We start from the raw sequence: 22623 nt of genomic DNA, 5'->3' as shown, positions 1-22623 counted from the left end.
CGCCACCCCCGCCGCCCGCGCCGTCTCAGGACGCCGCGGGCGGCGGTGTGTCGTCCGGGCCCTCGCCCTTGCGGCGCAGCTCGTCGCCGTCCTCCGGCTGCTCGTGCTGCTCGTGCTGCTCACGCCGCTCGGGCTGCTCATCCCGCTGGCCCCGTTCGCCCAGGGACTTCAGGAACTCGGGGTTGTCGTCCGGGGCGACCCACTCGCGCCGCCGGACCTCGGTCGCCGTGGCCCGCTTGCGGCCCACCAGCAGCCAGGAGATCGATCCCACCACCGGGAACAGCAGGACGAGGATCGCCCAGAGCGGCTTGGGGATGTAGCGGACGTCCCGCTCCTCGGTGGTGATGCAGTCGATGAACGCGTAGATGCTGAGTGCCAGCGGCACCAGGATCATCAGCACCCGGAGCATGAGGCGATCCCCCTGCGTGTGGTGTTCGGGCCGGTCGAGCGGGCCCCAGTTACGGGACCAGGGTAGTGCGTACCGGATACTGGGACGCATGGCTTATGACGATCTTCGTTCCTTTCTGCGGGCGCTCGACAGGGAAGGCGACCTCAAGCGCGTCAAGGCCGAAGTCGATCCGTATCTGGAGATCGGCGAGATCGTCGACCGCGTCAACAAGGCGGGCGGTCCCGCGCTGCTCTTCGAGAACGTCAAGGGCTCGGCGATGCCGCTGGCCATGAACGTCTTCGGCACGGACCGCAGGCTCCTCAAGGCCCTGGGGCTGCGCTCGTACGACGAGATCAGCGAGAAGATCGGCGGACTGGTCAAGCCCGAGCTGCCGCAGGGCTTCGGCGGGCTGCGCGAGGCGTTCGGGAAGCTCGGCTCGATGGCGCACGTACCGCCGAGGAAGGTGAAGGACGCGCCGGTCCAGGAGGTGGTGCTGACCGGTGACGACGTCGATCTCGACGCGCTCCCGGCGCTGTTCACCTGGCCCGAGGACGGCGGCTCGTTCTTCAACCTCGGCCTCACCCACACCAAGCACCCCGAGACCGGGGTGCGCAACCTCGGCCTCTACCGACTCCAGCGCCATGACCGCCGCACCATCGGCATGCACTGGCAGATCCACAAGGACAGCCGCAACCACTACCAAGTCGCGGCCCGGCGCGGCGAGAAGCTGCCGGTCGCGATCGCCTTCGGCGCGCCGCCCGCCGTGACGTACGCGTCGACCGCCCCGCTCCCCGGTGACATCGACGAGTACCTGTTCGCGGGGTTCGTACAGGGCCGCCGGATCGAGATGGTCGACTGCAAGACGGTGCCGCTCCAGGTCCCGGCCGCCGCCGAGGTCGTCATCGAGGGCTGGCTGGAGCCCGGGGAGATGCTGCCGGAGGGCCCGTTCGGCGACCACACGGGCTTCTACACGCCCCAGGAGCCGTTCCCGGCGCTGACCATCGACTGTGTGACGATGCGCTCCCGCCCGCTGCTCCAGTCGATCGTGGTGGGCCGTCCGCCGACGGAGGACGGGCCGCTGGGGCGGGCGACCGAGCGGTTCTTCCTCCCGCTCCTCAAGATCATCATCCCGGACATCGTGGACTACCACCTCCCCGAGTCGGGCGGCTTCCACAACTGCGCGATCGTCTCGATCGACAAGAGGTACCCCAAGCACGCGCAGAAGGTCATGCACGCCATCTGGGGTGCCCACATGATGTCGCTGACCAAGCTGATCGTCGTGGTCGACGCCGACTGTGACGTACACGATCTGCACGAGGTGTCCTGGCGCGCGTTGGGGAACACCGACTACGCCCGCGACCTGACCGTGGCCGAAGGCCCGGTCGACCACCTCGACCACGCCTCGTACCAGCAGTTCTGGGGCGGCAAGGCGGGCATCGACGCCACCGCCAAGTGGCCCGAGGAGGGCTACACCCGCGACGGCGGCTGGCCGCACATGGTCGAGTCCGATCCGGATACCGCCGATCGGGTGACCCGACGCTGGAAGGAGTACGGGCTGTGACCTCCGCCGCTGCCGCCGTGCCCCAGCCCGGCCGCACCAAGGCCTTCTTGCGCCTGGTGATGATCGAGCACTCCGTCTTCGCGCTGCCCTTCGCGTACACCGCCGCGCTGACCGCCATGCAGCTGTGGGACGGGCGCGTCCACTGGATTCGGCTGCTGCTGATCACGGTCGCGATGGTGGGCCTGCGCACCTTCGCGATGGCCGCCAACCGGATCATCGACCGCGAGATCGACGCGCGGAACCCCCGGACCGCCTCCCGCGAGCTGGTCACCGGCGCGGTCTCGGTGCGCACCGCCTGGACCGGGGCGCTGGTCGCGCTGGTCGTCTTCCTGGGCGCCGCCGCGGCGCTCAACCCGCTGTGCCTGGCGCTGGCGCCGGTCGCGGTCGTCCCGATGGTGGTCTATCCGTACGGCAAGCGGTTCACCGACTTCCCGCACGCCATCCTGGGCCTGGCCCAGGCCATGGGCCCGGTCGGGGCGTGGATCGGGGTCACCGGCCAGTGGTCGTGGGACGCGGTGATCCTGGGCCTCGCGATCGGCATCTGGATCGGCGGTTTCGACCTGATCTACGCCTGCCAGGACGTGGCCGCCGACCGGGCGCACGGCGTGCGGTCCGTACCGGCGCGGTTCGGCATCGCGGGGGCGCTCCACGGGGCGCGCGCCTGCCATGTGATCACCACGCTGCTGCTGGTCTGGTACGCGCTGGCCACCGGCGCCGGGGTCTTCTTCTGGCTGGGTCTGGTGATCGTGGCGGCGGCGTTCGCGTACGAGCACACGATCGTGCGCCCGGACGATCTCTCCCGCCTGAACCGCGCCTTCTTCACGGTGAACGGCTTCATCGGAATCGCCCTGTTCTGCTGCGCTCTGCTCGACCTGGTGGTGCGGGGCCTCAGCCCGTGAGACCCGCCGGATAGGCTCGGTGTGTGGAGCCGCCGCCCGGGCCGAACAGGCCGCACGAAGAAGTGAGCAGACGCCGGCCCTGGATCGTCGGTGTGTCCGGCGCGTCGGGGACGCCGTACGCCGCGTCGGTGCTGCGCGCGCTGCTGCACGCGGGGGAGGCCGTGGACCTGGTGATCAGCCGCGCCTCGCGGCTGACGCTGCTGGACGAGACGGGGATCGGATTCCGGGACGCGCACTGGCGGGAGGATCTGCGGCGCTGGCTGGCGCGCGGCGCGGACGGTACGCCCGACGCCTTCGACGTCCCCGTGGACTCGGCGGATGTCCGCCACTGGGCGGCCGGGGACCTGGCCGCCGGGCCGTCCTCGGGCAGCTACGAGGCCAAGGGGATGCTGATCGTCCCCGCGAGCACCGCGTGTGTGGCGGGGGTCGCGCTGGGGCTCTCGAAGGACCTGCTGCAGCGGGCCGCGAGCGTGACGCTCAAGGAGCGGCGCAGGCTCGTGGTGGCGGTACGGGAGACTCCGCTGAACGGGCAGACGCTGCGGCATCTGGTGACGCTGGACGAGGCGGGCGCCGTGGTGCTGCCTGCCTCGCCGGCGTTCTACGCGGGCGCGACACACATCCAGGATCTGGTGGACTTCGTCGCGGGGCGGGCGCTGGACGCGGCGGGGATGCCGCACAAGCTGTACCGCCGGTGGGAGGGGGAGCTCGGTGGAGACCGGGGACCGGAGACCGGCTAGGGGACGCCCCGGTCCGGTGTACGGCGTGTCTAGCGCGTCCAGCGCTTCCTGGCGCGGGCGGCGCGCGCCGCGACGACGGCCGCGCGGCGGGCCGTGCGGGACACGGGACGGTCGGGGGTGCGGACCACGGCACGCGAGCGGCCGGCCAGTTCCCGCAGCTCCAGCATGCGGGCTTCAAGACCTTCGATCGTGTACACGGTGAGTTCTCATCTCCTGAGGTAACAGGCCGAACGCCTAGATGATTTACAGGACTTGTGGCCCTGATGCCTTAGATTCTACATGTAAAGTCGCTCTAACCCTGAATAATGGAAGGCGCACGGCATATGGACGCGGTGGACAGGCAGCTCATCCAGGCCCTGCGGGAGAACGGCAGGGCCTCGTACGCGGAGCTGGGCAGGCTCGTCGGCCTCTCCGGGCCGAGCGTCACGGACCGGATCAACCGCCTGGAGGCGGCCGGTGTGATCACCGGCTATCGCGCCACCGTGGACGCGGCCTCCCTGGGCCTCGGAGTCACCGCCCTCATCGGTCTCCAGCTCTCCGACGCCGCCGACCACGAGGACGTGGCGCACCGGCTGCGCGACCTCGCCGAGATCGAGGACTGCTGGTTCATCGCGGGCGACGACTCGTACATGCTCAAGGTGCGCGCCTCGAACGTGGACGGCCTGGAGCGCACCGTCCGCAGACTGTCCCTGACCAAGGGCGTCGCCCGGACGCGTTCCACGATCGTGTTGTCGACCAAGTGGGAGAACCGGGTCGGCGAACTTCCCGAGGACGTCGAGGCGTAGTCTCGGCGAAGGCCGACACCGGCACGACGATGTAGGGCCAGACGTATGGGAGGCGGCCGTCGCATGAGCGCAGCGACACACGATGTGGGTTTCAAGCGGGAGTTGGAGCAGAAGGTTCTCGCGGGCGAGCGGCTCAGCCGTGAGGACGGTCTCGCCCTGTACGAGTCCGACGACCTGGCCTGGCTGGGCGGGCTCGCCCATGAGGTGCGCACCCGCAAGAACGGCGACGTCGTCCACTTCAACGTCAACCGTCACCTCAACATGACGAACGTGTGCACCGCGTCCTGCGCCTACTGCTCCTTCCAGCGGAAGCCGGGGGAGAAGGACGCCTACACGATGCGCATCGAGGAGGCCGTCCGCCTCGCCAAGGCGATGGAGAACGACAAGCTCACCGAGTTGCACATCGTCAACGGGCTGCACCCCACCCTGCCGTGGCGCTACTACCCGCGGTCGCTGAAGGCGCTCAAGGAGGCGCTGCCCGCCGAGGTGTCGCTGAAGGCCTTCACCGCCACCGAGATCCACCACTTCGAGAAGATCTCCGGCATGTCCGCGTCCGAGATCCTGGACGAGCTGATCGAGGCCGGTCTGGAGTCGCTGACCGGCGGCGGCGCGGAGATCTTCGACTGGGAGGTCCGGCAGCACATCGTCGACCACGACACCCACTGGGAGGACTGGTCGCGCATCCACCGGCTGGCGCACGAGAAGGGCCTCAAGACCCCGTGCACCATGTTGTACGGGCACATCGAGGAGCCCCGGCACCGGGTGGACCACGTGCTGCGGCTGCGTGAGCTGCAGGACGAGACCGGCGGTTTCCAGGTCTTCATCCCGCTGCGCTACCAGCACGACTTCGTGGACATGCAGGACGGCAAGGTCCGCAACCGGCTGCAGGCGCGCACCTCCATGGCGACCGGCGCGGAGGCACTGAAGACCTTCGCGGTCTCCCGGCTGCTGTTCGACAACGTCCCGCACGTCAAGGTCTTCTGGGTGATGCACGGGGTGCAGACCGCGCAGCTCGCACTCAACCACGGCGCGGACGACATGGACGGCTCGGTCGTCGAGTACAAGATCACGCACGACGCGGACAACTACGGCACGCCGAACAAGCTGACCCGCGACGATCTGCTGGACCTGATCCGGGACGCGGGCTTCCGGCCGGTGGAGCGCAACACGCGGTACGAGACGATCCGCGAGTACGAGGGCCCGGACCCGGCCCGTCGCGAGTCGCCGCAGCCGATGCGGGTGTGACCGCTTCCGTACCTGGCCGCCTCCGTACGTGACCGCCGCCGCACCTGGCCGTCTGCTGTACGCGGCCGTTTGCGTACGGTGACCGTCTGAGGGCCGGGGCGGCGGGTACCCGGAGCACATGAGCCCCGGTACGGCCCCCGAGGACGCGTACACGGCCGAGCCCTTCGTGCCCGGCGGCGCCGGTCTGGACGCGCTCCGGGAGGCGGCCGCCGGATGCCGCGGCTGTCCGCTGCACCGCGAGGCCAGCCAGACCGTGTTCGGCGCGGGCGCCCCGGACGCCCGCGTCGTCCTCGTCGGCGAGCAGCCCGGCGACCAGGAGGACCGGCAGGGCAAGCCGTTCGTCGGGCCCGCGGGCAGGGTGCTGACCCGGGCGCTCGACGAGGCCGGGGTGGACCCGGACGAGACGTACATCACCAACGCCGTCAAGCACTTCAAGTTCACGGTCGTCCCCGAGCGCGGCAAGCGGCGCATCCACAAGCCGCCCAGCCTGCGCGAGATGACCGCCTGCCGCCCCTGGCTGGCCGAGGAGGTGCGGGTGATCGACCCCGAGGTGATCGTGGCGCTCGGCGCGACCGCCGGGAAGGCGCTGCTGGGGCCGTCGTTCCGGGTGACCAAGCAGCGCGGGATGCTCCTGCCGTGCCCCGCGCTCGGCGGCCACGAGATGCTCGCCACGATCCATCCGTCCGCCGTGCTGCGGGCCGACGACCGCGAGGCGGTCTACGCGGGCCTGGTGTCCGACCTGCGGGTCGTGGCGGAGACCCTTCGCTGATGCGTCCGGACGGCGCTCGGATATCGTCGTCCGCATGCCGCTGACGTTCGACCTCGACCCCGAGACCACCCCTGAGCTGCTCGACTCCGTCCGTACGCTCTGGGCCGAGGTCTCGAACGCGGGCGGCGCGGTCGGCTTCGTACCGCCGGTGACCGCGGAGGACATACGTCCCGAGCTGATCAAGCACCTCGCCGCGATGACCGAGGGGCACACCCGGCTGCTGGTCGGCCGTGACGAGAGCGGCGCGGTGGCCGCGACCGCCTTCTTCACCTTCAACACCCACCGGCTGATGCGGCACTGGTGCTGGCTCTACACCGTGATGGTGCACCCCTCCCACCAGGGCAAGGGGTACGGCCGCGATCTGATGGCCGCCGCGGAGGACGCCGCGCGGGGGATGGACGGCATCCGGGGGATACGGCTCACCTGCCGGGGCGGCACCGGGGTGGACCGGTTCTACGCGGGGTGCGGCTACAAGGAGGTCGGCCGGGTGCCGGGGGCGATCAAGGTCGCGGACGATGACTTCCGGGACGACATCACCATGTGGCTACCGCTGAACTGACCGCCGCTGAATTGATCAGAAACCGGGCGTGATTCACTGGGAGGGCAGGAACTTCCAGGAGAAAGAGGACCCCGCCGTGTCCCTCAAGCCGAGCGCCGCGTTCCGCTACACCAGCATGCGCCTGGGGATCTTCGCCGGTTGCTTTCTGGTCATGTGGGCCCTGGTCTACTTCCGCGTGGTCCCCGCGGGCCTCGGCGCCTCCAACCTGTTCTGGGTCGTGCTGCTCGCGCTGATCGTCTCCGCCCCGCTCAGCTTCATCCTGCTGCGCAAGCAGCGCGAGGCGATGGCGGTGCAGGTCGCCGACCGCGTGGACCGGGCCAAGGAGCGGCTGGCGGCCAGCCAGAGCCAGGAGGACGGCGCGGCCGCGACGCCCCAGAGCGGCGCGCAGAAGGCCGCGCAGGACGGCGTGTAAGCCTCCTCACACCTCACACACGTTTCCGGCGCCCCTTGGGCCAGCAGCCGCTGGCGCAGGGGGCGTTGAGCTGTTTCCGGCCACCCCGGGCGGCCCGGGGCGGGTCCGAAAGGTCAAAGATTTTCTTTGGGTTCCCCAAAGGCGCGGTGTTAATGTACTTGTCATGAAGACAGCAGCCGCGCCCCGTATCGCAGCGAGCGTTCCGCTCGTGGCGCGCCTGCACATCGATCTTTGCCGCTGTCGGTCCGCGGCCTGTCAACGCCGCTGACCTTCTCTCGTACAGCGGCCGGAGATCCCGTACGGACTCCTGGCTTTTTCTCGCCCTCTTACCTCCCCCGGAGTGTGTCCGTTGTCGTCCCTCCCTGAGACGTCCGAGAGGACGTCCTCCTTCCGCCTGCCCAAGGTGCCGTTCTGGGCGCAGATCCTGCTGGGTCTCGTCCTCGGTGTGGTGCTCGGCTGGGTCGCCCGCGACGGCGACGTCGGCTGGCTGGTCACCGCGCTCGACAAGATCGGCTCGACCTTCGTCCAGCTGCTGAAGCTCGCCGTCGCCCCGCTGGTCTTCTTCGCGATCCTGATATCGATCACGAACCTGCGGAACGTCAGCAACGCCGCCCGGCTGGCCACCCGCACGCTGCTGTGGTTCATGGCCACCTCGCTCATCGCGGTCGCCATCGGTCTGGCCATCGGCCTGCTCACCAACCCGGGCGCGGGCACCGGCCTGACCGCCAAGGACGGCGCCAAGCCGGACCACGCCGGGTCCTGGCTGGACTTCCTCACCGGCATCGTGCCGACGGACGTCATCACGCCGTTCACCGATCTGCAGGTGCTGCAGATCGTCTTCATGGCCGCCGTCGCGGGCGTCGCCGCCCTGCGGCTCGGCGAGAAGGCCCAGCCGATCCTCACCCTGAGCCAGTCGGTGCTGGAGCTGCTGCAGAAGGCCCTGTGGTGGGTCATCCGGCTGGCTCCGCTGGGCACCGTGGGGCTCATCGGCTCCGCCATCGCCGAGTACGGCTGGAACCTCATCGGCAAGTACGCGACCTTCACCGCCGACGTCTACATCGGCTGCGCGCTGGTGATGTTCGGCGTCTACCCGCTGCTGCTGGCGACCGTCGCCAAGGTCAACCCGCTGAGCTTCTTCAAGGGCGCCTGGCCCGCGATCCAGCTCGCCTTCGTCTCCCGCTCCTCGGTCGGCACCATGCCGGTCACCCAGCGGGTCACCGAACGCCTGGGTGTGCCCAGGGAGTACGCGTCCTTCGCGGTGCCCTTCGGCTCGACCACCAAGATGGACGGCTGCGCCTCCATCTACCCGGCGCTCGCGGCGATCTTCATCGCCGAGATCTTCGGGGTGCACCTGGGCGTCGGTGACTACCTGCTGATCGCCTTCGTCTCGGTCATCGGCTCCGCCGCCACGGCCGGTCTCACGGGCGCGACGGTCATGCTCACCCTGACCCTCTCCACCCTCGGCCTCCCCCTGGAGGGCGTCGGCCTGCTGATGGCCATTGACCCGGTCCTGGACATGATGCGGACGGCCACGAACGTCGCCGGACAGGCGCTGGTGCCGGTCCTGGTCTCGGCCCGCGAGAAGATCCTCGACCACGACGCCTACGCCCACGCCACCTCGTCGCCCCTGGACGACGACCGCGACGAGGCGGCCGCCGCCGAGCCGGAGCGTCAACTGGCCACCGTGTAGCCCTTAGTGGTGGCGCGCCACCCCCCGTGCGCCGGTACGTCTGTGCCCCCGGAACCTCAATGAGGCTCCGGGGGCACTTTTTTGATCACAGAGTGCTGTATCGCTGTCAATTTCTTTCACGCTATGTGTTATCCAGTGTTACGGCGCTAATATGTGATTCGTGTACATGCGGTCATACGGGGGGAACACGCATGCCTGACACCACAGCGGGGAAATCACTGCGATCCGCGCGTGACATGATCGAAAAAGCGCTCCGGGAGATGGCGGACAAGTCCGTTCTGCCGAAACCCGGCGCCGAGCGGGGCGTTGTCGGCAAAATCGCGCTGCGCCACATCCTGAAGATGATCGATGTCGTGATCGCGGCCATGGAGGCACCGCCGGAATCCGACTCGATCGTCGTGTACGGGATCCTCGCCGAAGAGTGTGAGCCCGTTCTGGGGCTGCCGTCGAGTGATGTCTTCAGCGCGCTGGTCGAGTTGTGCGGTGAGCCGCACGGGTCGGTCATCCGGCCGGAACTGCCCCGGGCGAAGCAGTCGGTGATCGAGACGCTTCGCCGGGAGATCGTCGCGGTGACCGTCGAATACCGGGCCCGGCCCGGGGAGACGGGGGTGCGGATCATCGAGATGCTGTACGGCGCCGATCGGCAGAAGGTGCGGCGCAAGCGCATCAAGCAGGAGATCGACTGGGGCGACATCCCCGAGGAAGTGCGCGCGCGGATCATTCGTGACGATGACGAGGGCGTCACCCTGAGCCTCCCGTTGGGGAGGGCTTGATGGTTTTCTTCATTCCGCTGATCATCATGGCCATCGGGCTGGTCATGTGGAATCGGATCATGGTCTGGGCCCGGGATCAGCTCTTTCCCTGGGTGGCCGAGAACGTTCCCTGGATGTCCGACACGGTGAAGCTCGCCTTCACCGCGCTGGACAAGTACGCCACCGCCCTCCGCAGAAATGTGAAGGCGGCCTGGAAGGAACTGCGGTCCTATCTTCTCGAACAGGTCGTCGAGTTCGAGAAGGGGGTGGCCCCGAACACCTACCTCCGGCGCATGACCGCACTGATGAAGAACCATCTGCGCAGTGACGCGCCGGTCAAGCGGATCGTGGTCGAGGAGGACGTCGCCTGGGACGACCTTCCCGAGAAATACCGTCAGTCGCTGGTGGCGGGCGACGGGGGAAATTACCGCATGGACGTGACCAGGATGCGCGACCAGGAACTCGAAGAATGACCCGCAGAGGAAGAGACGGGCACATGTCGCTGTGGTGGTGGACGGGCGTCGGTGTAGTGGTGGTGGCGGCGGTCCTGGTCGCGTCGCGGCAGTGGCCGCGGCCCGGCGGGCGCGCGCGGGGCGGCCGTCTCACCGCCGTGGTGCTGGACGCCCTGGCCGAGGACTGGGCGGCGCGCATGGACGCGCACCCCGATGACATCCGGGCCGCCGTTCTCGGCTCCGGATCCACCGGGCTGGGCACCCGGCTCGGGTCGGAAGTGCGTGAGGTGGAGGTCGTGTTCATCAGACCCGCGACCGGGCGGTCGGACGCGCACACCGTCGTCCGCTGTGTCTTCGGGAATCCCGAAAGCGCTCTCGTGACCGAGACCGTCACCGGCTGGGACGACATTCCCGACGATGTCCGCGCGGAATTCATCCGCCAGGAAGCCGACGAGGTCAGCCGTCGCTGGACCGTGGCGAGCTGACACGCACTGATACGGGGGCAGTGAATGGACGAGGGACGGAACACGGTGCCACGGCGCTGGGCGTTCACCGATTCCGGTGGCGGGGCGGCCGGATCGGCCACCGCGACCGCGACGAAGACCACGACGACCACCAAGGCCGTGACCGCACGGCATACCGAACGGGCCGGTGAATCACCGGAACCCGGAGCACCGGAGGCGGGGGCACCGGAGGCGGCCGACTTCCGGGTGGAGCAGCCCGCCCGTACCCTCGGCGATCTCGTCCTCGCGGAGGTGGTGCGACGGCGCGTCGACACCGCGCTGAACGTGGTCGGGCACCGGGAGGTGCTGTTCGAGGAATGGAACCTGGCCGCGATTTCCCCGCACCGGGGCGGCGCGGTGGTGAGCCTGTACGGCCCGCCGGGTACGGGAAAGTCCGCGTGCGCGGAGGCCATCGCCCACCGGCTCGGCCGCCCGTATCTCCGGGTCAGTTACGCCCAGATCGAATCCCGTTACGTCGGGGAGACGCCGAAGAACATCGTGCGGTGTTTCGCCGAGGCCCGTCGGCACGACGCCGTGCTCATCTTCGACGAGGCGGACTCCATTCTCGGGCGGCGGCTGAGCCGGGTCACCCAGAGCGCCGACCACAGCGTCAATGTGTCCCGCTCGGTGATGCTCACCGAACTGGACCACTTCGACGGCGTCGTCGTCTTCACGACCAACTTCCCGGAAAACTACGACGTGGCGTTCGTCCGGCGGATCCTGGCCCATATCCGGCTGGAACTCCCCGACCTCGCCGCGCGGCGCGATCTGTGGACGAAACTCCTCCCGAAGGAACTGCCGCTGCACCCCGAGGTCACCGCCGACATCCTGGCGGCCGAATCGGAGGGCATGGCCGGTGGCGACATCGTGAACGTCATCATGGCCGCCGCCGCGGCGGCCGTGGCCCGTCGCGGAGAGCGGCGGGTCGTCGAACTCGCCGATCTCCGCGAGGAACTGGCCGCCTCGGCGCGGGCGCGGCGCGAGGTCGGGAACCCGCCCTCGTCGCCGCGCCTGGTGGCCTGGGAGGACGTGCCCCAGCCCGGCTCAGGGACGGGCGAGGGAGCGGGTCAGCAGGGGTAGCGCACGGTCCAGTTCGCGCTCCCAGTACGGCCAGGTGTGGGTGCCGGGGCCGTAGAGCCGGGCGGTGAGGGCCAGGCCGTGGGCGCGGGCGCGGCGTACGTAGTCCTCGGCCATCGGCCACAGGCCCTGTTCGGTGGTGTCGACGGGACGGCCCGCGGGGTCCAGCGGCCCGGGAGTGCCATCGCCGCAGGAGACGTACACCGGGTAGCCACGGGGGAGCCGGGTCAGCTGGGTGTACGGGTCGTGGGCCGCCCAGATCGCGGACTGGGCCGTGGGGTCGCCCCACAGGGCCGTGGGGTCCGCGCCGTACCGCTGCACGATGCCCTGGACGCCGCCCGGGCTCCGCAGGGGGTGGACGACGCCGCTGAACGACGCGGCCGCGCGGAAGAGGCGGGGGTGGCGGGCCGCGTAGGACAGGGCGCCGAAGCCGCCCATCGACAGGCCCGCGATCGCCCGGCGGCCGTTGCCGCGCAGCGTGCGCTCCACCAGCGGGCGCAGCTCGCCCAGGTGGAAGGTCTCCCAGGCGGGCGGGCCGAAGGAGCCGCCGTTCCACCAGTTGGAGTAGAAGCCGGAGGGGCCGCCCTCGGGGGACACCACCAGGGCGGGGAGGGACGCGGTCAGGCCCTCGACGTCGGTGTTGAGGGTCCAGGCCTGCCAGCCCGGGCCGGGGTCGCAGCAACCGTGCAGCAGGTAGAGGACCGGCCAGCGGTGGTGCGGGCGGCGGTCGTAGCCGCGGGGCAGCAGGACCCGGGCGTGGCCGTCGCGGGCGAGGGCGGGGGAGTGGATGGTCAGGTCGAGGACGCGTTCGCTGACGCGGTCGGCGGCGGTGATGCGTGCCCGGTCGGTGGCGGTGCGGCGGGCGTGGCCGACGGGCCGGGAGCGGGCCTCGGCCGGGGTGGGGAGCAGGGGCGCGGCGGCCAGTGCGGCGAGTGCGGCGGCGGCGCGGCGGCGGGAGGGCATCGTCCGTATCTCCTTCGCTCGGTGCGTGCGGAGCTGAACGGGGCGTTGCGTGTGCGCTGTTGACACTGTGAAGGGGCCCACGAGCCGTGACAAGAGTGAGGTGCCGAGCACGTGATCTTCATCGTGCTCCCCCGTAGGCTGATGGGGTAAGAGGTGTGCGGGGGCACTGGCGTAAGGGGGCGGTCCGCGTGGGCGGGGTGACGAGGAGCAAGCGCGTACCGCGGGTGGTGCGGGAGCAGCAGATGCTGGACGCTGCGGTGCGGGCCTTCGCGCGGCGCGGCTACCAGAACGCCTCGATGGACGACATCGCCGAGTTGGCCGGGGTGTCCAAACCGCTGGTCTACCTCTACCTGAACTCGAAGGAAGAGCTGTTCGCGGCGTGTCTCCGGCGGGAGGCGGCGTCGCTGGTGGCCGCGGTGCGGGGCGCGGTCGAGCGGGGCGCGCCGCCGGACCGTCAGCTGTGGAGCGGGCTGAGCGGCTTCTTCGCGCACACCTCCCGGCACCCTGACGGATGGGCGCTGCTGCACGTCCAGGCGAGGACGCACGGCCACCCTTACGCGCACGAGGTGGCGGCGATGCGCACGGAGATCGTGGCGTTCGTGACCCAGCTGATCGCGGCGGCGGCGCGGAAGGGCGCGCGGGAGCGGCGGCTGGCGGCCGCCGAGGCGTCCGGGCTCGCCCACGCGCTGGTGGGGGCGGCCGAGTCGCTGGCGGACTGGGCGGGCGACACGGAGCGGCCGGACGGCCGACCCTCGGCCCAGGAGGCGGCGGCCACTCTCATGAACTTCGCCTGGGCGGGGCTCGGGAACCTGCTGCGCGGACAGGACTGGTCGCCCGCCCGGTAGTTCTCAACGGGTCGCGGGTCAGCCGATCCGCGCCCGTGCGTACAGCGCCGCCGGGTCCGCCGCGCGGGACACCGCCGAGGGGTGCGGATCCCGCTGGGACACCGGATGCCGCACCCCCTCCCGCCAGTCAGCGGACGGGTCCGTTCCGCTGCCCGAGCCCGCCTTGTCCGGTGCCAGGTCGAGCGGCAGGAAGTTGGACGGGGCGGTGTGCCAGCCGTCCGGTGCCACCCGGGTGGCCAGGAGGTACGTCCGCCCGGGCAGCAGCGCCGGGGCCTTGCCCACCACCACCCGCTGCCGCCGCAGCGGATCGTCGCCGCCCTCCTGGGCGACCCGTACGTTTCCGGACACCTCGCCCTTCAGGGTGGACTGGACCTCGACCCGGTACGTCGTCCACAGCAGCCGGTCGCCGTCGGTGCGCCGGATCCCCTCGCGGGCGGTGACCTTGCCGATGAAGACGTCATCGGCCCAGCCCGCGGCCAGCCCGGGCGTGTCCAGCCGGACCGCGTAGGTGGGGTGGAGCCGCGTACTGCCGTACGGGACCTCGAACCAGGCCGTCGCCGCGCCGCCCACCGCCGCCAGGGCCGTGGCCAGCGCGACCGTCCCGGTCCGGAGGCTCATGAGCCCCACACGGCCCGGTAGGCGGCGATGTCGGCGGACGCGGGGGCGAAGGCGGTGCGGGTGTCGTTGCAGTACATGACCGCGCCGGGGGCGGAGCGGTGGCCCAGCCGGAGGGCGTGGCCCAGCTCATGGGTGACGATGCCGCGCTTCACGTCGGCCGGGTACGCGCTGAGGAAGTGGTCGTTGAGGACGATGTCGTCGGAGCCCAGCTCATGGGATTCCCACAGCCCCGACCAGCCGATGTCGGCGCGGTCGACGTCGGTCGCGTCGACGTCCGCGTAGGCCGAGCCGGTGTGCGGCTTGATCTCGACCCTGCCCAGGGCGTTCCAGGCGTCCCGGGCCCGCGCCCACTCCGCGGTGTACTTGGTGTGGAGGGTGTACGTCAGCTCCGAACCGTCCACCGATCCGGTCGTGTTCGGGTCGTCCGGGCAGTCGGCGGCGACGGCCGAGGGCGCGGGCAGCCCCGCGCACAGCCCGGCGGTCAGGGACGCGCTCACCGCGATGCGTATACACCGCCGGGCGAAACGGGCGCCATTACATCGACCCACGTCCGCAAACCCCTCGTTCGTGTGAGGCCCGAGAGCTTCAACGTACGAGGGACCGCGGGGCGCCGCATGTGCACAGGGCCTCCCGGGGGAACCGGAGGCCCCCATTCAACGGTGGCTCACCCGGGGCTCAGGTGCCGCAGTTGCCGCCGACGGGCTGGTCGCCGAACCGCGCGCCGAGCCATTGCAGGGCGGGCGAGATGCCGCTGAGCGCGGTCGTCACATGGTCGCCCGCATAGCTCTTCCACTCCACCGGCGCGCCCTTCTCGCACCACCGGGTGCGCAGCTCCGCGCCGACCTGGTACGGAATCAGCTCGTCCGCCACGCCCTGGTAGAGGTAGACCGGATGGTCGGGGGCGCGGTCGCCCAGATAGGAGGCGCGCAGCGCGAGCTGCCACAGCGGCGAGGCCAGCGGATCCCGGACGGTCACGTCGGACAGCTTCGTGAAGAGCCCGGCGATGGTGCTGATCGAGACGCAGTTGTTCCGCATGAAGGCGACGTCGTCCTTGCCCTTCTGGTTGAGGTAGGAGTCCAGCGCCAGTTCGGGGAAGGCGGCGTCCTGCCCGGCGAGCGCCATCAGGGCGAGCCCGGCGCCCGCGCCGCCGTCGTTGTAGTCGAGGGTGGCGGGCAGATCGGCGGGGACGCCCCCGGCGACCGTGCCCTTCACCCGCAGCTCGGGTGCGTACGAGGAGCGCAGCTGGGCGGCCCACCCGGCCGCCTGACCGCCCTGCGAGTACCCCATGATCCCGACCGGGCCGTCCGGGGAGAGGCCCGCCTCGGGGAGCCGCTGCGCGGCGCGCGCCATGTCCAGCAGGGCGTGTCCTTCGGACCGGCCGACCGTGTAGGTGTGGTCGCCGGGGGTGCCCAGGCCCTCGTAGTCGCTGACGGCGACGGCCCAGCCGCGGCGCAGCGCGAGGTCGATCAGCTGGCCCTCGGAGCTGGTGCCCTGCGGGAAGCGGCCGGAGGCCGCGCAGCCGTCGGCGAGGCCGACGGCGCCCATGCCCCAGGTGACGAGCGGTCGGGGGCCGGTCTTGCCGTCGTCGGGGACGATGACGGTGCCGGAGACGGTGTTCGCCGTGCCCCGGGCGGTGGTGGAGCGGTAGGTGAGGTGCCAGGATCGGGTGGTGACCGGCGCGCCGGGCAGGGCGCGGAACGAGGTCGGGGACTGGGTGACGATGTCACCGGGCCTGTCCTGGGTGGTGGCGGTCCGGGCGGTGTCGGTCGTGGCCATGGCCGGTGCGGTCGGCAGCGCGGCCGGCAGGGCCAGCGCGGCGAGGGTGGCGAGCACGGTGGTGCGGGTGCGCATACGGCTCTCCCAACGGTGCGATGGTGCTGCGGTGCTGTGAGGGGGACCGTAGAGACGTGTGGTGCGTCTGTTGCTGACCGGAGCGCTCAGATTCGCTGACCTAATGTCTCACCAGGTCTGACGGCCTGCCTGACGCGATCTGTCTGACGCGGCCTGCCTGACGCGGCGTCTGTCACCCGGCAGCGCGGCCGTACGTCAGCCGGTAGGCGCCCGGGGTCATCCCCGTCCAGCGCCGGAACGCCCGGTGGAACGCGGCGCCTTCGGAGAAGCCCAGCCGCACCGCCAGCTCCTCGATCGGCTCCGTGGTCTCCCGCAGACCGCCGATCGCCGCGTCCCGCCGCACCTGGTCCTTGAGGCGCTGGAAGGAGGTGCCCTCCTCGTCCAGCCGCCGGCGCAGCGTCGCGGGGCTGACCGCGAGCCGGGCCGCGACCTCGCGCAGGTCCGGCAGCCGTCCGGAGTGGCGGCCGCCCGGCCCGGCGGTCCGCAGGCCCCCGGCGAGCGCGTGGCGCACCTGCTGGGCGACGGTCGTGCCGTACTCGGGGCGGCCGAGCAGCCCGTCCGGCGCGCGGCGCAACAGCGCCTGGAGGGACGCCTCGTCCTGGATCACGGGCGCGGACAGCCAGCGGGGATCGAACCCGGCCGCCGTACGGTCCCCGCCGAAGCGCGGGACGCAGTCGAACAGTCGCTCGTATTCATGCGCCGCCGCGTGCGGTGGCGCGGGGTGGGCGAACTGGGCCCACAGCAGCGGGATCCGGCGTCCGATCAGCCAGCCCGCGAACCGGTGCCAGATGAGCATCAGCCATTCGGCGACGATCTGGCTCTCGTGGCGGGTGCGTAACTGCCCATGGAGGCCGAACACCGCCTCGCCGCCCTCACCGCGCTCCAGCGCCAGGTCGGGCCCGCCGGGGAAGAGCCGGTAGAAGCGCGCGCCGCGCTCCAGGGCGGTGCCGAGGTCGGGGCAGCCGATCGAGGCGTAGCACATCATGGCGAACGTGCCGGGCCGACTCCGCGCCGAGCCGAGCCCCAGGAACTCGTCCCCGGTGGCCCGGTGCAGGGCGCGCACCAGCCGGGCGAACTGCTCGGGGGAGAAGCGCGCGCGGTCGTCGCCGAGCAGCAGCGGCGGTATCCGGGCCCGCTGGAGGAGTGGCGCGGTGTCCACGCCCAGCCGCTGCGCGCCGTGCACCGCGGCCCGTACGTGATGCACCGTGACCGTCCGCCGCCCCCGACCCGTGGTCCACCCCATGGCCGAAACGGTAGCCCGACCGGACGCGGGGTGTCGACGGTGCGTCGTGGCTACGTCACACACCGTGAGGCTTGGGGTTTCGCTTTCGAAAGAGAATGAACGGTCCGTGAATATGAAAAGCCGGAAAAGGCAGGAGCCCCGCTGCCCGCCGAAGCGGGGAGCAGGGCTCCTTGGGTGCTGCTAGATCAGACCGCGCTGACGTTCTCAGCCTGCGGGCCCTTCGGGCCCTGAGTGACGTCGAAGGTCACGGCCTGGTTCTCCTCCAGGGAGCGGAAGCCAGACGCGTTGATCGCGGAGTAGTGAACGAAGACATCGGGGCCGCCGCCGTCCTGGGCGATGAAGCCGAAGCCCTTCTCGGCGTTGAACCACTTGACGGTTCCGGTAGCCATAAAGCCCTCCTTGGGCCAAAGGGTTGCCCTGCTCCAGAACCTGCAAGAAGTCTGAAAACTACAAAAGCCCGCGGTTACATGCTCCGCAGGCTCTGTACTGCAAGGGAAACCAAACTGCAACTTGCGGCGAGCCTAGCACGCTCCGTGTCCAGGGGGAAAGAGTCGAAGATCACGAATACGGAGGGTTTCCGGAGCGCGCGGGCGGGACAGGAACGCAGGTCGAGCCCGCGGCGCCGCGAGATATCGGGCCATCCGGGTCACCCCCGCCGCCGGTTCGCGGGGAGAGCGGGGCTAGCCTCCGGTTGTGGACAATTCACCGAGTTCCCCCTCGCGGAGTACACCGGACGCCGCCGAAAGCGTCATCCCCAGCTCCCTGGGACGCCGCGACCGACCGAGGGTCGGCCACATCCAGTACCTCAATTGCGTACCGCTGTATTGGGGTCTCGCCCGGACCGGCTCGCTCCTCGACTTCGAGCTGACCAAGGCCTCGCCCGACGCGCTCAACGACCAGCTGGTCGCGGGCGGCCTCGACATCGGCCCGATCAGCCTCGTCGAGTACCTGCGCAACGCCGACGACCTAGTGGCGCTGTCCGACATCGCGGTGGGCTGCGACGGGCCCGTGATGTCGTGCGTGATCGTCTCGAAGGTGCCGCTGGAGCAGCTGGACAAGGAGCGCGTCGCGCTCGGTTCGGCCTCGCGGACCTCCGTGCGCCTGGCCCAGCTGCTGCTCGCCGAGCGGTACGGGATCGAGCCCGACTACTACACCTGCCCGCCCGACCTCAGCCTGATGATGCAGGAGGCCGACGCGGGGGTGCTGATCGGCGACGCCGCGCTGCGGGCCAACCTCCACCACGCCCCGAAGCTGGGCCTCCAGGTCCATGACCTGGGACAGATGTGGAAGGAGTGGACCGGACTCCCCTTCGTCTTCGCGGTCTGGGCCGCCCGTCGTGAGTACTTGGAGCGCGAGCCGGAGATCGTGCGCGAGGTGCACCGGGCGTTCCTGGAGTCCCGGAACCTGTCCCTGGAGGAGGCGGGCAAGGTCGCCGAGCACGCCGCGCGCTGGGAGGACCTGGAGGCGTCGGTGCTGGAGCGCTACTTCACCACCCTCGACTTCTCGCTGGGGGCGAAGCAGCTGGCGGGCATCGCCGAGTTCGCCCGGCTGACCGGCCCGACGACCGGCTTCCCGGCGGACGTCCGGGTGGATCTGCTGGACGCCCCCACTTCCAGGGGGTAGCCGACCGGGCTGGGCTGTTGCTGTCATGCCCGCCTAAGCTGGGGCGGCGCAGTCGAGGGGGAGGCACATGCAGCCGCTGGGAGCGGAGGACCCGCAGGTCATCGGGGCGTACCGGCTACTCGGACGGCTTGGTTCCGGCGGCATGGGCGTGGTGTACCTGGGCCGCAGTGCGGGCGGGCGCACGGTTGCGGTGAAGGTGGTGCACGCGCACTTCGCGCTCGATGAGCAGTTCCGCGCGCGCTTCCGGCGCGAGGTGGACGCCGCGCGCCGGGTCGGTGGCTCCTGGACCGCACCGGTCCTCGACGCCGACCCGGAGGCACGTATTCCGTGGGTGGCCACCGGGTATGTGGCGGGCCCCTCGCTCAGCGAGGCCGTCAGCGACGAGGGCCCGCTGCCCGTGTCCCCGGTACGGGCCCTGGCCGCCGGGCTGGCGGAGGCGCTGGGCGCCGTCCACGGGCTGGGCCTGGTGCACCGCGACGTCAAGCCGTCCAACGTGCTGCTCGCCCTCGACGGCCCGCGGCTGATCGACTTCGGGATCGCCCGGGCCACCGAGGGCACCGTCTCCCTGACCACCACCGGCGTCTCCATCGGCTCGCCCGGCTACATGTCGCCCGAGCAGATCCTCGGCCAGCCGGTGAGCGGTGCGGCCGACATCTTCTCGCTGGGCGCCGTGCTGACGTACGCGGCCACCGGCGAGCAGCCCTTCCCGGGCGACAGCTCGGCCTCGCTGCTCTACAAGGTGGTCCACGAGGAGCCGCGGCTCGGCCCGGAACTGACCGGTGAGCTGCGCGACCTGGTCACCGAGTGCCTGGCCAAGGACCCGGCGGACCGCCCCACCCCCGAGCAGATCGCGCGCCGCATGGCCCCCGCGGACGGGGCCTCGGGGCTCGTACGGTCCGGCTGGCTGCCGGGGGCGCTGGTCGAGCGGGTGAGCCGACAGGCGGTCGAACTGCTCGACCTGGAGGCTGAGGCGGTCGCTCCGCCCACCGCCGCGAGCCCGGCCGCCGCCCCGGTCGGGCCGGGGACGCCCGCGTCGGGTACGCCCGTGCCCGGAACCCCCGCGTCGGGTACGCCCGTGCCCGGAACCCCCGCGCCCGGTATGCCGATACCGGGAACGCCCGCGTCCGGTACGCCCACCCCGGGAACGCCCGTCCCCGCGCTGGGCGCGTTCGGCCCGCCGCCCCCGTCGTACGTCAACCCGTCGGGCCACGGGCCGGGCGACCCCGCGACCCCGCCCCCCAGCCAGCCATCGAGCGGCAGCGGCACCGGCGGCGAGCGGGACAGCGGTCAGGGCGGCCGCGGCTTCGCGCTCTCCGCCGCCCTCGGCGGCAAGAAGCGCCCCAAGGCGCTGAGTTGTTCCCTGGTGCTCTCCGTCGCGGGCGCGCTGGCGGTCGCCACGACCGCCGTGGTCCTCGTCCAGAACATGTCCGGCGACTCGGGCGGCGACTCGGCGGCCGACGGTGGCGCCGCGCAGACCCGCCCGGCCAGCCCGGGGACGTCGGACTCGTCCGGCGCGTCGGATGTGCCCAAGGGGTTCCTCGGCACCTGGCAGGGCGACCTCACCTCCCAGAACGGCATTCCCGTCGGCACCATGACCATCACCTTCCAGCGCGGCTCCACCGGCCAGCAGGTCGCGAGCGGCCGGGTGAAGCTGTCCGTGGTGCGCTGCGACTTCACCTGGAAGCTGGTCTCCGCCACACCGAAGGAGCTGCACCTCGACGCCAAGTTCCGGGGGGACCAGCCCCAGGCGGGGTGCAGCGACAGCTCGACGGACGAGCAGTACACCCTCGCCTCCGACGGCACCCTGAAGTACCGCGCGAAGGACCGGAAGGCGGGCGATCCCACCGGCACCCTGCGCAAACTGCGCTGACAAGCGGGGGCGTACCCTGGTGCGGGTCCGCCCGTACACCTCCGAAAGGGACGCCCCGGTGACCGCACACGCCACGCTGCAGGCAGTCCTCGACCGCGCCGCCGCCGGGGGGCGCATCACCCCGGAGGAGGCGCTCGACCTCTACCGGTCCGCGCCGTTGCACGCCCTGGGCGCCGCCGCCGACGCCGTACGCCGCCGTCGCTACGCGGGCACCGAGCACATCGCGACGTACATCATCGAGCGGAACATCAACTACACCAACGTGTGCGTGACGGCGTGCCGGTTCTGCGCGTTCTACGCCGCGCCCAAGGACACCGCCAAGGGCTGGACCCGCGACCTCGACGACATCCTGCGGCGCTGCGCCGAGACCGTCGAACTGGGCGGCACCCAGATCATGTTCCAGGGCGGGCACCACCCGGACTACGGCGTCGAGTACTACGAGAAGCACTTCTCGGCCATCAAGCAGGCGTTCCCGCAGCTGGTGATCCACTCGCTGGGCGCCTCCGAGGTCGAGCACATGGCGCGCATCTCGGACGTTTCGGTCGAGGAGGCGATCCGCCGCATCCACGCCGCCGGTCTGGACTCCTTCGCGGGCGCGGGCGCCGAGCTGCTGCCCGCGCGGCCGCGCAAGGCCATCGCCCCGCTCAAGGAGTCCGGCGAGCGGTGGCTGGAGATCATGGAGATCGCCCACAACCTCGGGGTCGAGTCCACCTCCACGATGCTCATGGGCACCGGTGAGACCAACGCGGAGCGGATCGAGCACCTCCGCATGATCCGCGACGTACAGGACCGGACGGGCGGCTTCCGCGCCTTCATCCCGTACACCTACCAGCCCGAGAACAACCACCTGAAGGGGCAGACGCAGGCGACCGTCTTCGAGTACCTGCGGATGATCGCGATCGCCCGGCTGTTCCTCGACAACGTGGCCCACATCCAGGGCTCCTGGCTGACCGTCGGCAAGGAGGCCGGGCAGCTGGCGCTGCACTACGGGGCGGACGACCTCGGCTCGGTGATGCTGGAGGAGAACGTGGTCTCCTCCGCCGGCGCGAAGCACCGTTCCAACCGGATGGAGCTGCTCCACCTGATCCGTACGGCCGGGCGGGTGCCCGCGCAGCGCGCGACCACGTACGAGCACCTGGTGGTGCACGACGACCCGGCGAACGACCCGGTGGACGACCACGTCGTCTCGCACCTGTCCTCGACGGCGATCGACTCCGGCAAGGCCCACCCCGAGCTGAAGCTGATCGACGCCTCCTGATGCGCACGCTCCACGCGGCGCCGGTGGTCCGGGACACCCTTGACGACCCCGCCCCGCTGCACGACGGCGCGGTCCTGGTCGACGGCGGCCGCATCGCCGCCATCGGCCCGCTGGACGAGCTGCGGGCCGCGCATCCGCAGGCCCGGGTGCGGCAGTGGCCCGGCACCCTCGGCCCCGCCCTCGTCCACGACGGACCGGTGCCGGACGCGCCGACGCCCCGGGAGCGCATCCACGCCCTGCTGCGGCTGGGCGCGACGGCGGTCCTGGCGGAGCACGTCGCCGAGCCCGGGCTGCGCGCCGCCGCGGAACGCAACGAGGTGGCCGTCCTCGGCCGCCCGCGCCCGCCCGCCCTGGTTGAGGCCGGACGGGCCGATCTGGCGGTCTTCGGCGCGGACGGGGCCTGCCTGGCCACCGTGCTCGCCGGGCGTCTGGTGCACCGCCGCCGCTGACCCAGCCGCCGCCCCACCCGCCGACCCGCCCGCCGACCCCCGCACGGAGCGGCGCGGGGAGAGGTGAACAATGG

The 22623-nt window shown here is 71.2% G+C and carries 26 protein-coding genes; 18 read left to right on the top strand and 8 right to left on the bottom strand.

From position 1 onward, the window contains the following. Nucleotides 1–25 precede the first annotated feature (25 nt). The gene (locus ACZ6CL_RS23440; protein ID WP_468938414.1) at nt 26–409 is read right to left on the bottom strand and encodes a PLD nuclease N-terminal domain-containing protein; all 384 of its coding nucleotides are present in this window, start codon (nt 407–409) and stop codon (nt 26–28) included. 88 nt (nt 410–497) lie between these two features. Between ACZ6CL_RS23440 and ACZ6CL_RS23435 the strand changes: the two genes are divergently transcribed. The 3 genes from ACZ6CL_RS23435 to ACZ6CL_RS23425 all read left to right on the top strand — a co-directional run bounded on the left by ACZ6CL_RS23435 (nt 498) and on the right by ACZ6CL_RS23425 (nt 3585). Beyond that, entirely contained in the window at nt 498–1949 is a 1452-nt protein-coding gene (locus ACZ6CL_RS23435; RefSeq protein ID WP_468938299.1) for a menaquinone biosynthesis decarboxylase, read from the top strand. Next, nucleotides 1946–2848 (top strand): menaquinone biosynthesis prenyltransferase MqnP, encoded by a 903-nt coding sequence (gene mqnP, locus ACZ6CL_RS23430; protein ID WP_468938296.1) that lies wholly within the window; start codon nt 1946–1948, stop codon nt 2846–2848. Before ACZ6CL_RS23435 ends, mqnP begins: the two co-directional genes overlap by 4 nt. Before the next feature lie 62 nt (nt 2849–2910). Beyond that, nucleotides 2911–3585: a UbiX family flavin prenyltransferase gene (locus tag ACZ6CL_RS23425; protein WP_468938294.1), complete on the top strand. Its 675-nt coding sequence runs from the start codon at nt 2911–2913 to the stop codon at nt 3583–3585. A 29-nt stretch (nt 3586–3614) separates the two neighbouring features. On the opposite strand, the gene ACZ6CL_RS23420 is transcribed toward ACZ6CL_RS23425, so the two are convergent. After that, nucleotides 3615–3782 carry a hypothetical protein gene (locus tag ACZ6CL_RS23420; RefSeq protein WP_184503272.1) on the bottom strand — a complete coding sequence of 56 codons (168 nt, stop codon included), beginning with the start codon at nt 3780–3782 and terminating at the stop codon, nt 3615–3617. Between the two features lie 126 nt (nt 3783–3908). On the opposite strand from ACZ6CL_RS23420, the gene ACZ6CL_RS23415 reads away from it, so the two are divergent. From ACZ6CL_RS23415 to ACZ6CL_RS23370, 10 genes are all read left to right on the top strand, one after another. Beyond that, nucleotides 3909–4370, top strand: a complete 462-nt coding sequence (locus tag ACZ6CL_RS23415; RefSeq protein WP_468938291.1) for an Lrp/AsnC family transcriptional regulator — start codon at nt 3909–3911, stop codon at nt 4368–4370. A gap of 63 nt (nt 4371–4433) precedes the next feature. After that, on the top strand, nt 4434–5615 hold the full coding sequence (gene mqnE, locus ACZ6CL_RS23410) for an aminofutalosine synthase MqnE (RefSeq protein ID WP_468938289.1): 1182 nt from the start codon (nt 4434–4436) through the stop codon (nt 5613–5615). A gap of 118 nt (nt 5616–5733) precedes the next feature. Further along, complete coding sequence (locus ACZ6CL_RS23405; RefSeq protein ID WP_468938286.1) at nt 5734–6384, top strand: UdgX family uracil-DNA binding protein; 651 nt, start codon at nt 5734–5736, stop codon at nt 6382–6384. Between the two features lie 34 nt (nt 6385–6418). After that, complete coding sequence (locus ACZ6CL_RS23400; protein ID WP_468938283.1) at nt 6419–6943, top strand: GNAT family N-acetyltransferase; 525 nt, start codon at nt 6419–6421, stop codon at nt 6941–6943. Nucleotides 6944–7019: 76 nt separating this feature from the next. After that, complete coding sequence (locus tag ACZ6CL_RS23395) at nt 7020–7355, top strand: DUF4229 domain-containing protein (RefSeq protein WP_468938412.1); 336 nt, start codon at nt 7020–7022, stop codon at nt 7353–7355. 349 nt (nt 7356–7704) lie between these two features. Beyond that, on the top strand, nt 7705–9045 hold the full coding sequence (locus ACZ6CL_RS23390; protein WP_468938280.1) for a dicarboxylate/amino acid:cation symporter: 1341 nt from the start codon (nt 7705–7707) through the stop codon (nt 9043–9045). A 191-nt stretch (nt 9046–9236) separates the two neighbouring features. Continuing rightward, nucleotides 9237–9818, top strand: a complete 582-nt coding sequence (locus ACZ6CL_RS23385) for a hypothetical protein (protein WP_468938278.1) — start codon at nt 9237–9239, stop codon at nt 9816–9818. Then, nucleotides 9818–10270 carry a hypothetical protein gene (locus ACZ6CL_RS23380; protein WP_468938276.1) on the top strand — a complete coding sequence of 151 codons (453 nt, stop codon included), beginning with the start codon at nt 9818–9820 and terminating at the stop codon, nt 10268–10270. The genes ACZ6CL_RS23385 and ACZ6CL_RS23380 overlap by 1 nt, the downstream gene beginning before the upstream one ends. Next, a complete protein-coding gene (locus ACZ6CL_RS23375) occupies nt 10267–10734 on the top strand; it encodes a hypothetical protein (protein WP_468938273.1) in 468 nt (155 codons plus the stop codon). The genes ACZ6CL_RS23380 and ACZ6CL_RS23375 overlap by 4 nt, the downstream gene beginning before the upstream one ends. A 24-nt stretch (nt 10735–10758) precedes the next feature. Then, nucleotides 10759–11832: an ATP-binding protein gene (locus ACZ6CL_RS23370; RefSeq protein ID WP_468938270.1), complete on the top strand. Its 1074-nt coding sequence runs from the start codon at nt 10759–10761 to the stop codon at nt 11830–11832. On the opposite strand, the gene ACZ6CL_RS23365 is transcribed toward ACZ6CL_RS23370, so the two are convergent. Next, on the bottom strand, nt 11797–12792 hold the full coding sequence (locus tag ACZ6CL_RS23365; RefSeq protein WP_468938267.1) for an alpha/beta hydrolase: 996 nt from the start codon (nt 12790–12792) through the stop codon (nt 11797–11799). The two genes, ACZ6CL_RS23370 and ACZ6CL_RS23365, sit on opposite strands and share 36 nt — an antisense overlap. 242 nt (nt 12793–13034) lie before the next feature. Here ACZ6CL_RS23365 and ACZ6CL_RS23360 point away from each other — a divergent pair, with 242 nt between their 5' ends. Next, nucleotides 13035–13637 carry a TetR/AcrR family transcriptional regulator gene (locus ACZ6CL_RS23360; RefSeq protein ID WP_468938410.1) on the top strand — a complete coding sequence of 201 codons (603 nt, stop codon included), beginning with the start codon at nt 13035–13037 and terminating at the stop codon, nt 13635–13637. An 18-nt stretch (nt 13638–13655) separates the two neighbouring features. Here ACZ6CL_RS23360 and ACZ6CL_RS23355 read toward each other — a convergent pair whose 3' ends face one another. The 5 genes from ACZ6CL_RS23355 to ACZ6CL_RS23335 all read right to left on the bottom strand — a co-directional run bounded on the left by ACZ6CL_RS23355 (nt 13656) and on the right by ACZ6CL_RS23335 (nt 17738). Continuing rightward, complete coding sequence (locus tag ACZ6CL_RS23355) at nt 13656–14255, bottom strand: hypothetical protein (protein ID WP_468938265.1); 600 nt, start codon at nt 14253–14255, stop codon at nt 13656–13658. Further along, nucleotides 14252–14752: a zinc metalloprotease gene (locus tag ACZ6CL_RS23350; RefSeq protein WP_468938262.1), complete on the bottom strand. Its 501-nt coding sequence runs from the start codon at nt 14750–14752 to the stop codon at nt 14252–14254. Before ACZ6CL_RS23350 ends, ACZ6CL_RS23355 begins: the two co-directional genes overlap by 4 nt. Before the next feature lie 178 nt (nt 14753–14930). After that, nucleotides 14931–16106 carry a lipase family protein gene (locus ACZ6CL_RS23345; protein WP_468938260.1) on the bottom strand — a complete coding sequence of 392 codons (1176 nt, stop codon included), beginning with the start codon at nt 16104–16106 and terminating at the stop codon, nt 14931–14933. A 172-nt stretch (nt 16107–16278) separates the two neighbouring features. Next, a complete protein-coding gene (locus ACZ6CL_RS23340) occupies nt 16279–17349 on the bottom strand; it encodes an AraC family transcriptional regulator (RefSeq protein WP_468938257.1) in 1071 nt (356 codons plus the stop codon). A gap of 185 nt (nt 17350–17534) precedes the next feature. Continuing rightward, nucleotides 17535–17738: a cold-shock protein gene (locus ACZ6CL_RS23335; protein WP_009715975.1), complete on the bottom strand. Its 204-nt coding sequence runs from the start codon at nt 17736–17738 to the stop codon at nt 17535–17537. 361 nt (nt 17739–18099) lie between these two features. Here ACZ6CL_RS23335 and ACZ6CL_RS23330 point away from each other — a divergent pair, with 361 nt between their 5' ends. The 4 genes from ACZ6CL_RS23330 (at nt 18100) to ACZ6CL_RS23315 (ending at nt 22549) form a co-directional block, all read left to right on the top strand. Further along, nucleotides 18100–18972: a menaquinone biosynthetic enzyme MqnA/MqnD family protein gene (locus ACZ6CL_RS23330; RefSeq protein ID WP_468938408.1), complete on the top strand. Its 873-nt coding sequence runs from the start codon at nt 18100–18102 to the stop codon at nt 18970–18972. A gap of 67 nt (nt 18973–19039) precedes the next feature. After that, nucleotides 19040–20842, top strand: a complete 1803-nt coding sequence (locus ACZ6CL_RS23325; protein ID WP_468938254.1) for a serine/threonine protein kinase — start codon at nt 19040–19042, stop codon at nt 20840–20842. 58 nt (nt 20843–20900) lie between these two features. Beyond that, nucleotides 20901–22100, top strand: a complete 1200-nt coding sequence (gene mqnC / locus ACZ6CL_RS23320; protein ID WP_468938253.1) for a cyclic dehypoxanthinyl futalosine synthase — start codon at nt 20901–20903, stop codon at nt 22098–22100. Beyond that, complete coding sequence (locus ACZ6CL_RS23315) at nt 22100–22549, top strand: imidazolonepropionase-like domain-containing protein (RefSeq protein ID WP_468938251.1); 450 nt, start codon at nt 22100–22102, stop codon at nt 22547–22549. Before mqnC ends, ACZ6CL_RS23315 begins: the two co-directional genes overlap by 1 nt. The last annotated feature ends 74 nt before the right edge of the window (nt 22550–22623 follow it).

Source organism: Streptomyces sp. NPDC041200, assembly GCF_055591805.1.
The sequence above is the reverse complement of the archived record's forward strand: the minus strand, read 5'-3'. Positions and strand labels throughout refer to the sequence as shown.

Bases quoted from the DNA above. Each gene is read 5' to 3' on its own strand.
- ACZ6CL_RS23440 (WP_468938414.1), bottom strand. From the start codon at position 409: ATGCTCCGGGTGCTGATGATCCTGGTGCCGCTGGCACTCAGCATCTAC.
- ACZ6CL_RS23435 (WP_468938299.1), top strand. From the start codon at position 498: ATGGCTTATGACGATCTTCGTTCCTTTCTGCGGGCGCTCGACAGGGAA.
- ACZ6CL_RS23415 (WP_468938291.1), top strand. From the start codon at position 3,909: ATGGACGCGGTGGACAGGCAGCTCATCCAGGCCCTGCGGGAGAACGGC.
- mqnE (WP_468938289.1), top strand. From the start codon at position 4,434: ATGAGCGCAGCGACACACGATGTGGGTTTCAAGCGGGAGTTGGAGCAG.
- ACZ6CL_RS23405 (WP_468938286.1), top strand. From the start codon at position 5,734: ATGAGCCCCGGTACGGCCCCCGAGGACGCGTACACGGCCGAGCCCTTC.
- ACZ6CL_RS23400 (WP_468938283.1), top strand. From the start codon at position 6,419: ATGCCGCTGACGTTCGACCTCGACCCCGAGACCACCCCTGAGCTGCTC.
- ACZ6CL_RS23385 (WP_468938278.1), top strand. From the start codon at position 9,237: ATGCCTGACACCACAGCGGGGAAATCACTGCGATCCGCGCGTGACATG.
- ACZ6CL_RS23380 (WP_468938276.1), top strand. From the start codon at position 9,818: ATGGTTTTCTTCATTCCGCTGATCATCATGGCCATCGGGCTGGTCATG.
- ACZ6CL_RS23375 (WP_468938273.1), top strand. From the start codon at position 10,267: ATGACCCGCAGAGGAAGAGACGGGCACATGTCGCTGTGGTGGTGGACG.
- ACZ6CL_RS23370 (WP_468938270.1), top strand. From the start codon at position 10,759: ATGGACGAGGGACGGAACACGGTGCCACGGCGCTGGGCGTTCACCGAT.
- ACZ6CL_RS23365 (WP_468938267.1), bottom strand. From the start codon at position 12,792: ATGCCCTCCCGCCGCCGCGCCGCCGCCGCACTCGCCGCACTGGCCGCC.
- ACZ6CL_RS23360 (WP_468938410.1), top strand. From the start codon at position 13,035: ATGCTGGACGCTGCGGTGCGGGCCTTCGCGCGGCGCGGCTACCAGAAC.
- ACZ6CL_RS23355 (WP_468938265.1), bottom strand. From the start codon at position 14,255: ATGAGCCTCCGGACCGGGACGGTCGCGCTGGCCACGGCCCTGGCGGCG.
- ACZ6CL_RS23345 (WP_468938260.1), bottom strand. From the start codon at position 16,106: ATGCGCACCCGCACCACCGTGCTCGCCACCCTCGCCGCGCTGGCCCTG.
- ACZ6CL_RS23340 (WP_468938257.1), bottom strand. From the start codon at position 17,349: ATGGGGTGGACCACGGGTCGGGGGCGGCGGACGGTCACGGTGCATCAC.
- ACZ6CL_RS23335 (WP_009715975.1), bottom strand. From the start codon at position 17,738: ATGGCTACCGGAACCGTCAAGTGGTTCAACGCCGAGAAGGGCTTCGGC.
- ACZ6CL_RS23325 (WP_468938254.1), top strand. From the start codon at position 19,040: ATGCAGCCGCTGGGAGCGGAGGACCCGCAGGTCATCGGGGCGTACCGG.
- ACZ6CL_RS23315 (WP_468938251.1), top strand. From the start codon at position 22,100: ATGCGCACGCTCCACGCGGCGCCGGTGGTCCGGGACACCCTTGACGAC.